The organism is Moraxella sp. CTOTU46934 (genome assembly GCF_031979465.1).
Taxonomy (GTDB): domain Bacteria; phylum Pseudomonadota; class Gammaproteobacteria; order Pseudomonadales; family Moraxellaceae; genus Faucicola; species Faucicola tetraodonis.
In genome coordinates this window covers 1-6,511 of sequence record NZ_DALZEG010000021.1, presented here as the reverse complement: position 1 = coordinate 6,511, position 6,511 = coordinate 1, and the positions used below count along the sequence as shown (strand labels likewise).

The window sequence follows — 6,511 nt, the reverse complement described above, 5'->3', positions numbered from 1 at the left end:
CTGCTTTTTTTGTTATGATAGCGCTTTTTTAAAGGGCTGCGTAACTTCAGTTAATTAACCCTTTAAAAGGATTCACCTTGTAGCAGTATCCATAGATAACCGATATACACCGATAAAAAAAGTATGCCACTGCCTTTGTGCAAATAAGCCGACTGGGGTTTTTTCACCACCACCCAAACTGATAATACAAACAACAACCCTGTGGCTATGCCCAATACCCACATATCTCGAATAATTTCACTAGGCTCAATGCTAAATGGTGCAATGACCGCTGCCACTCCCATAACGCCTAGCATATTGAATGTATTCGAGCCAATAATATTACCGATGACCATGTCAGTTTCACCACGGCGGGCAGCCACAATCGACGATACTAGCTCAGGCAGAGACGTGCCAATCGAAACAATCGTTAACCCAATAATAAACTCACTCATTCCCCACAGTGTTGAGAGTTTTACTGCACCCCAAACGATTGCCCTTGAACTGATAACTAAGAGAAATAAGCCACCTAACAGCATTAGAAGAGGTTTAACAATACTTTTCTTTTCATGACTAATATTTTCTTTAGGTTGAGGAGCGTTAAGACTACCGATAATCTGAACGCCCATAATAGCGATGAGTCCCGCCAACAGTATCCAAGCATCCATCTTAGATAACGGACCATCAAATAACAATATCATAGGCAATGCTGTTGCAATCAGTAGCATCAGCATATCAAAACGAACAATACCACGTCGTACCACAATGGGAGCCACTAAAGCAGTTGCCCCCAGAATCAATGCAATATTGGCAATACTTGAGCCAAAAGCACTGCCTACTGCTAAGCTTGGTGTCCCCGATAAGGCGGATAAAATAGCAACTACAAACTCGGGTGCCGATGTACCTGCCCCAATAATCACCACACCGATTAAAAAACTAGGTAGCTTAAGAGAAACGGCCAAATCCGTTGCCCCATCAATAAACACGTTGGCACTCCACACCAGTATAGCTAGCCCCACTAAAAATGCCACAATCGCAATCAACATAAAAAACTCACTTTGCTATTCAATTAAAAAATGCGTTTTTACCGCTATCAATGATAAAAACGCATTTTAGGTATAGGATAGTTAAAGGCTAGGCTTGTTTTGGCAATGTCTTATTCAGATAAAAATAACCGATAATGCCTGCTAAAACTGAACCCATGACAATCCCTAATCGCTCATCAAACGGTTTAATCTCCAATCCTGCGAACGCCAAGCTCCCGATAAATAAACTCATGGTAAATCCAATGCCACATAGGGCAGCGACACCAATTACTTGACCCCAGTTCATGCCTTGTGGCAGATTGGCGAGCTTTAGCTTAACCCCAAGCCAACTAAATAACATCACACCCAGAATTTTACCGACTAGCAATCCCATGATAATGCCCAATGACACAGGGTGGGTGAGTGACGCCATAAAGCCTCCTTCCGCTCCCCCAAAATGGATCCCTGCATTGGCAAAGGCAAATACGGGCAAAATCAAAAAGCTCACTGTATGATGCAAATCATGCTCAAGTTCTTTTAACGGTGAGATTTTAGGGTTTGCCGAATCAGTCATTGGGATAAACATCGCCAGCAATACCCCAGCAATCGTGGCATGAATACCCGATTCAAGCATCGCCACCCATAACACCAATCCAATAATGACATACGCAGAAATACGAGTGACATTAAAACGATTCATGATAAACAATACTGCAAGCGTTAAAGCGGCAACCCCTAAGGCGGCTAGGTTTAACCCACTGGAATAAAACAAAGCAATGATTAAAATCGCCCCAATATCATCAAAAATCGCAATTGAGGTTAAAAACACTTTAAGCGACAGCGGCACTCGGCTACCGAGTAAACTTAACACCCCCAACGCAAAGGCGATATCCGTGGCCGCAGGAATCGCCCAACCCTTAGCAAAATCAGGGTTTTGGTAGTTAAACATCAAATAAATTAAGGCAGGAAACACCATGCCGCCCATGGCAGCGAGTGCAGGTAAAATGATGTTGCGTGGGTTGGACAATTCCCCTACCATCATTTCACGTTTAAGCTCAAGCCCCACTAAAAAGAAAAACACTGCCATTAACCCATCATTAATCCAATGAAGCAAATGGTGTTTCACCACGAAATCACCAAAACTTATCGCAATCGGAAAATGCAATAAATGCTCATAGCTTTCTTGCAATGGCGAATTGGCAACAATCATTGCCAGTAGTGCAGCGATGGCTAAAACAATACCAGCCGCTGCATCCATCGCAAAAAACCGCTTAAGCGTTTGCTGAAAATTACTCATAGACCCTCCTAATCTAAAATCATTTATGTTGTTTAATTATTTCTAACCGTTGTTCGATTCGCTTGGCAACTTGTGCTGGATTGATATTCGGATTATCGAGTACCGCCGCCCACGCATACACAATATCATCTTCATAAATATGACCAAATCCTGCAGGCGTTTGGTTAGACGCTGGCATATCCAGAGATAATTCCCAAAAGCTTAACACAGGCAACCATCTAGGTAAATGACTAACCCCTCGACCCTTGGGTTCTGCCATCCAGTCAGGTGCTTGCCATAGCATCTTGGACGACCACCACACGATAGGGTCTGTCGCATACTGCAAAAATACAATTCGTGGTGACTGCCAATCATTTGTCAGTTGTTTTAATGAGGCAGGATTATCCATAAATCGCACATGTTGTCCGCTGTGAATAATAGGCAAGGCTTCTGTCGAACCTTTATTCCGATTCGCCACCAGTTGTTGCCATAGTGGGCTAAATCTTGGCGTTCCCACCCACACCGCCCCATCAATACGATTAATGACATCATCATAATTGTTAAAAAGCGATTGACTGGCATACGCCCCTAACGACTCTCCTGCAAGCAATAGTTTAGGGCGTTTATCAATCGGCATTTGCTCAAGACGTTGTTTGACGGCATTTATCAACTCGCTATTGGCAAACGTGGCAAGCTCACCATTCAACAAAAACGAAAATTGACTGGGTAAATACGAGTATTGAATCGCCACCGTTGCCACATCGCCTTGGGTCAAATACTCAACCGCCTGACTGCTGTACTCTTCAATCCAGCCCCGTCCTGTAGCCCCTTGTATCACGATATAGCGGCGGGTAAACGCCTGCGTTCTATCCATCTCATCAAGGGCGGTCTGCACCATTTTTTCTAACAACGCTTTATCAGGTTCTTGACGATTCAAACCAACGAATACCCGAATCGGCTCTTTGGCAGGCAATCCTGTCAGCAAGCTAATATCCTTCTGCGACGCCCCAAGCGAGACAAAGCGTTGTCCAAAATGCCCCAACTCCTGCCACTGTTGGGCAGGTTTTTCTTTATTACTATGCCCCGTTTGCCCACTATCAAACCCTGATTTATACCGTGAGAATGGGGCTGATAGGGTATCGGGTTCAGAGGTATCAAGCTGCATGGCACTGTAGGCGACTTTCTCGACAACTTTATGCCAGATGTAATCCCGACTTAACGTAACCAATCCGACAATCAGTAGTAAAAAAGCCCCTGCTTTCATACTCATTTTTGTGGTAGTAGAAAACTGTGGAAAGCCACGTTCTACCCCCATCAACACCAATTGCTTTATCAAGCGAGCGATAAACACCACCAACCCCCAAAGCAATAGACTTAAGAGCATAGCCCCGCTGACATTAAGCAATGACGGCGGTGTTATCTGGACCTGTTGGGCAATCTTGGCAGTAATCTGGTAATGATAAAAAGCAAAACCAATCGCACCTAAAAATCCTAATACCATCGTCATTATTGGTAAGATATTTAGGTGGTTGATAGCTGATTGATGATTGGAGTTTTTTAATAAACGCTGTAACCAATACCCTATAAGACCCAACAGCATTCCAAACGCATAACCAACGATAGCGTTAATGCCACCACTGATTGCCTGCAACCACCAGACCCGTGGCAACAACATTGGTACATAGGACACATATAGACAAAAAAAACCCAGCATTAACCCAACTGCTGAACTATCTTTAATCTGTCGCTGTAGCCATTGAGCGACCAAATGCGTATTATTCATCTATTTTACTCAATAAAAAAAGGGTAAGACCATTGTCCTACCCTTCATTGTAAACGATTCGACGATTAGTAACGAGTAATCAACGCAATCGGCTCCTTTTCATCCATTTGCTCAGTGGGTACAAATACCACCTCACCACCTTTATGGCTAACCAATTCAATGATTTCACTAACCGCATCATCGGTTACACCCTCAGCAGTAGCATCATCTTGGACTTGTAGGGTCTGTGCTTTCTCATCAATCTTCGCAGGCACACTATGACCTTGACGAACCAATAGCGTTACCGCATTGCCTTCAAACGCCGAGCGATAGATTTGTTGCAAATCAGTACGCACCATCTTTTCATTACGAGCTTTTTCAAGGTCGCCTTTGGCAGTTTCGTAACGAGTCTGACGCTTTTGCTCAACGATGTCTTGAACGCCAGCAATAATGTCCTCTGGCTTGCTGTCGTTCAGATATGTTAAATTATCGACTTTACCAATAATCATATCAGGGCGGTCGCACACTTTTTCATAAAAACCAATATTGTGGCTATCACCCACCAAAATCACAGGTAGTGGTGATTTGTTATAAAGCTCTTGCAAGCTTTTATCAACACGGTTAAAGAACTCTTTTAAGTACATATCATCGTCTGATGAGCCTGTACGGTCTGCTTTACTGTTGTTGGGTAGCGTTGAGTTGTTAATAGGGAAGGTCAACTCGCTCATTGTTTGTTGACGTTCGCTACCGCCTTTAATTTCTTTAACCAGACGATTATTCACGCCTTCAATCAGACGGGCTTTTTCAGGCGTAACTACCAACACATAATAGCCAACCCCTTCTGATAAGTTACGCATGAGGTCACGGGTCGCAAACTTTTCACCAATGATGACTCGCTCAGCGGCATCAAAGGGCAAACGCACCACTTGAGCAGATTCAGGCGTGGCAAACACAGCCAGCGTATCTAAGTTATAGTTATGGTCAAGCTCATCGGTTTGGGCATGGATTTTTTCCATCACACTTGCAGCAACACGCTTGTCGTATTCATTGGTGACACGTTCTTCGACGATTTTAAGTTGGTTTTTTAGGGCAATTGCGTCTTGCTCATGCCATGTTCGCGACATAGGTTCGGAACAGGAGTTCCTGCTTCAGCTTGTTTCAAAATACTCATGATTAGGCTGTCTGAATATTTAGATGTTTTCATAGAAAATCTCCCTAGATAAAGGTTATTCGATTTTCTACTTTTGAGTTCAATTATTTGCAGGGTGCATTACCGCTTGGGCATATAACGACTAAGCTCACCGGCGGCAATGGAGCGCAGCGGAATTGCCGTCTGGTGCAGCGCCTTGTTATGCATCGGATTATGGGGCAACTAATAAATAGCGATTATCTCCGGTACCCTTCGGTGGCCATTATCTTTTGGGCTTCTTCGGTAACCAGAAAGTCTAGGAACATCTGCGCCTCACGGTCTGCGTCAGGTGAGATGACTACATTGATATCTCGCCAGATCGTTCGGCCTTCATCTAAGGGAACAAGCTCCAATACATCGGGGTGCGTGATTGGCCAGTTCGGCCAGGTAATCCAGGCATCAGCGTCCAGCTCCTTGAACGCATTGAAGCTGGCGCCAGAGCCGAGCGAGTACGACACGATATTCTTCCGAAACTGCGCGACGTCATTCAGCGAGCCCATGCGTCCGGCGACGTCTTCCCATGTTCCAGTTCCGGAGGTGTTGTAGATGCCCTTGCCCTCCGTAACGACGATTTTCATTCCTTCCACTAGAAGCGAGTCAAAGCCCTGAATATTCTTTGGGTTGCCGGCCTTAACGGCTATAACGGTGGGCCTGATATAGATCGGCTTGACCTTGCTGGGGTCGAAGGCCTTGTAGGTTAGCAGGAATGCCGTCATCGACTGCTCCGAAGTACCCCAAAGTATATCGGCATCTGCCTGCGCATCAGCAGACCATCTGCTTTCAGGCCCGGCGATAATTTCCACTTTGGTACCCGAACGTTTTTCCCAGACCTCAGCGACTTTTTTGAAGGCGGTATGCGGCCCCCCAGCACCATACAGTTTGACGACACCATCCTTCGGCTTGTGCTTGATTGATGGGTCATAAAGTGATGCCTGAGCGAATGACGGAACAACTGCTGCTGCACAAAAGAGTGCTATGACGGTAACTATTTTCATTTTCTATCTCCTAATTTGAATGAGATTGTAACTTGGCTGTGAGGCATAACTACAGTTATACGGCGCACTCGCCGCATAACTTAAAATAAATTGATGTTTAAATATACTTTGTATCATACATTAATCTACTTAAAAATATGTAATTTTTATTCAAACGTATCATCATCTTGCGCCGAATTTTCATGCTTAATACGGCGTGGGTTCATTTCTGTTTGCAGCCGTAAATAACTGAAGTTACGCACCGCTAATAGCCTTAAGCTGGGCAAAAGCCGACTGATTAGCAGA

General features: G+C 44.5%; 5 protein-coding genes and 1 pseudogene. All 6 read right to left on the bottom strand.

Annotated features, from left to right (window positions below; genetic code table 11):
- Window positions 1–62 precede the first annotated feature (62 nt).
- On the bottom strand, window positions 63–1,025 hold the full coding sequence (locus RTN07_RS10930) for a calcium/sodium antiporter (RefSeq protein WP_099833454.1): 963 nt from the start codon (window positions 1,023–1,025) through the stop codon (window positions 63–65).
- 88 nt (window positions 1,026–1,113) lie between these two features.
- On the bottom strand, window positions 1,114–2,301 hold the full coding sequence (gene nhaA / locus RTN07_RS10925) for a Na+/H+ antiporter NhaA (RefSeq protein ID WP_076777143.1): 1,188 nt from the start codon (window positions 2,299–2,301) through the stop codon (window positions 1,114–1,116).
- Between the two features lie 19 nt (window positions 2,302–2,320).
- Window positions 2,321–4,063, bottom strand: a complete 1,743-nt coding sequence (locus tag RTN07_RS10920) for an alpha/beta-hydrolase family protein (RefSeq protein WP_312177960.1) — start codon at window positions 4,061–4,063, stop codon at window positions 2,321–2,323.
- 65 nt (window positions 4,064–4,128) lie between these two features.
- Complete coding sequence (locus tag RTN07_RS10915; RefSeq protein WP_472796761.1) at window positions 4,129–5,166, bottom strand: AOC03_06830 family ribosome hibernation factor; 1,038 nt, start codon at window positions 5,164–5,166, stop codon at window positions 4,129–4,131.
- Window positions 5,145–5,246, bottom strand: a pseudogene (locus RTN07_RS10910) (transposase); the annotation flags it as partial. The gene RTN07_RS10915 and the pseudogene RTN07_RS10910, both read right to left, overlap by 22 nt.
- 182 nt (window positions 5,247–5,428) lie before the next feature.
- Window positions 5,429–6,226 (bottom strand): substrate-binding domain-containing protein, encoded by a 798-nt coding sequence (locus RTN07_RS10905; RefSeq protein ID WP_076777140.1) that lies wholly within the window; start codon window positions 6,224–6,226, stop codon window positions 5,429–5,431.
- Window positions 6,227–6,511: the final 285 nt, after the last annotated feature.

Bases quoted from the DNA above. Each gene is read 5' to 3' on its own strand.
- RTN07_RS10930 (WP_099833454.1), bottom strand. From the start codon at position 1,025: ATGTTGATTGCGATTGTGGCATTTTTAGTGGGGCTAGCTATACTGGTG.
- nhaA (WP_076777143.1), bottom strand. From the start codon at position 2,301: ATGAGTAATTTTCAGCAAACGCTTAAGCGGTTTTTTGCGATGGATGCA.
- RTN07_RS10920 (WP_312177960.1), bottom strand. From the start codon at position 4,063: ATGAATAATACGCATTTGGTCGCTCAATGGCTACAGCGACAGATTAAA.
- RTN07_RS10915 (WP_472796761.1), bottom strand. From the start codon at position 5,166: ATGTCGCGAACATGGCATGAGCAAGACGCAATTGCCCTAAAAAACCAA.
- RTN07_RS10905 (WP_076777140.1), bottom strand. From the start codon at position 6,226: ATGAAAATAGTTACCGTCATAGCACTCTTTTGTGCAGCAGCAGTTGTT.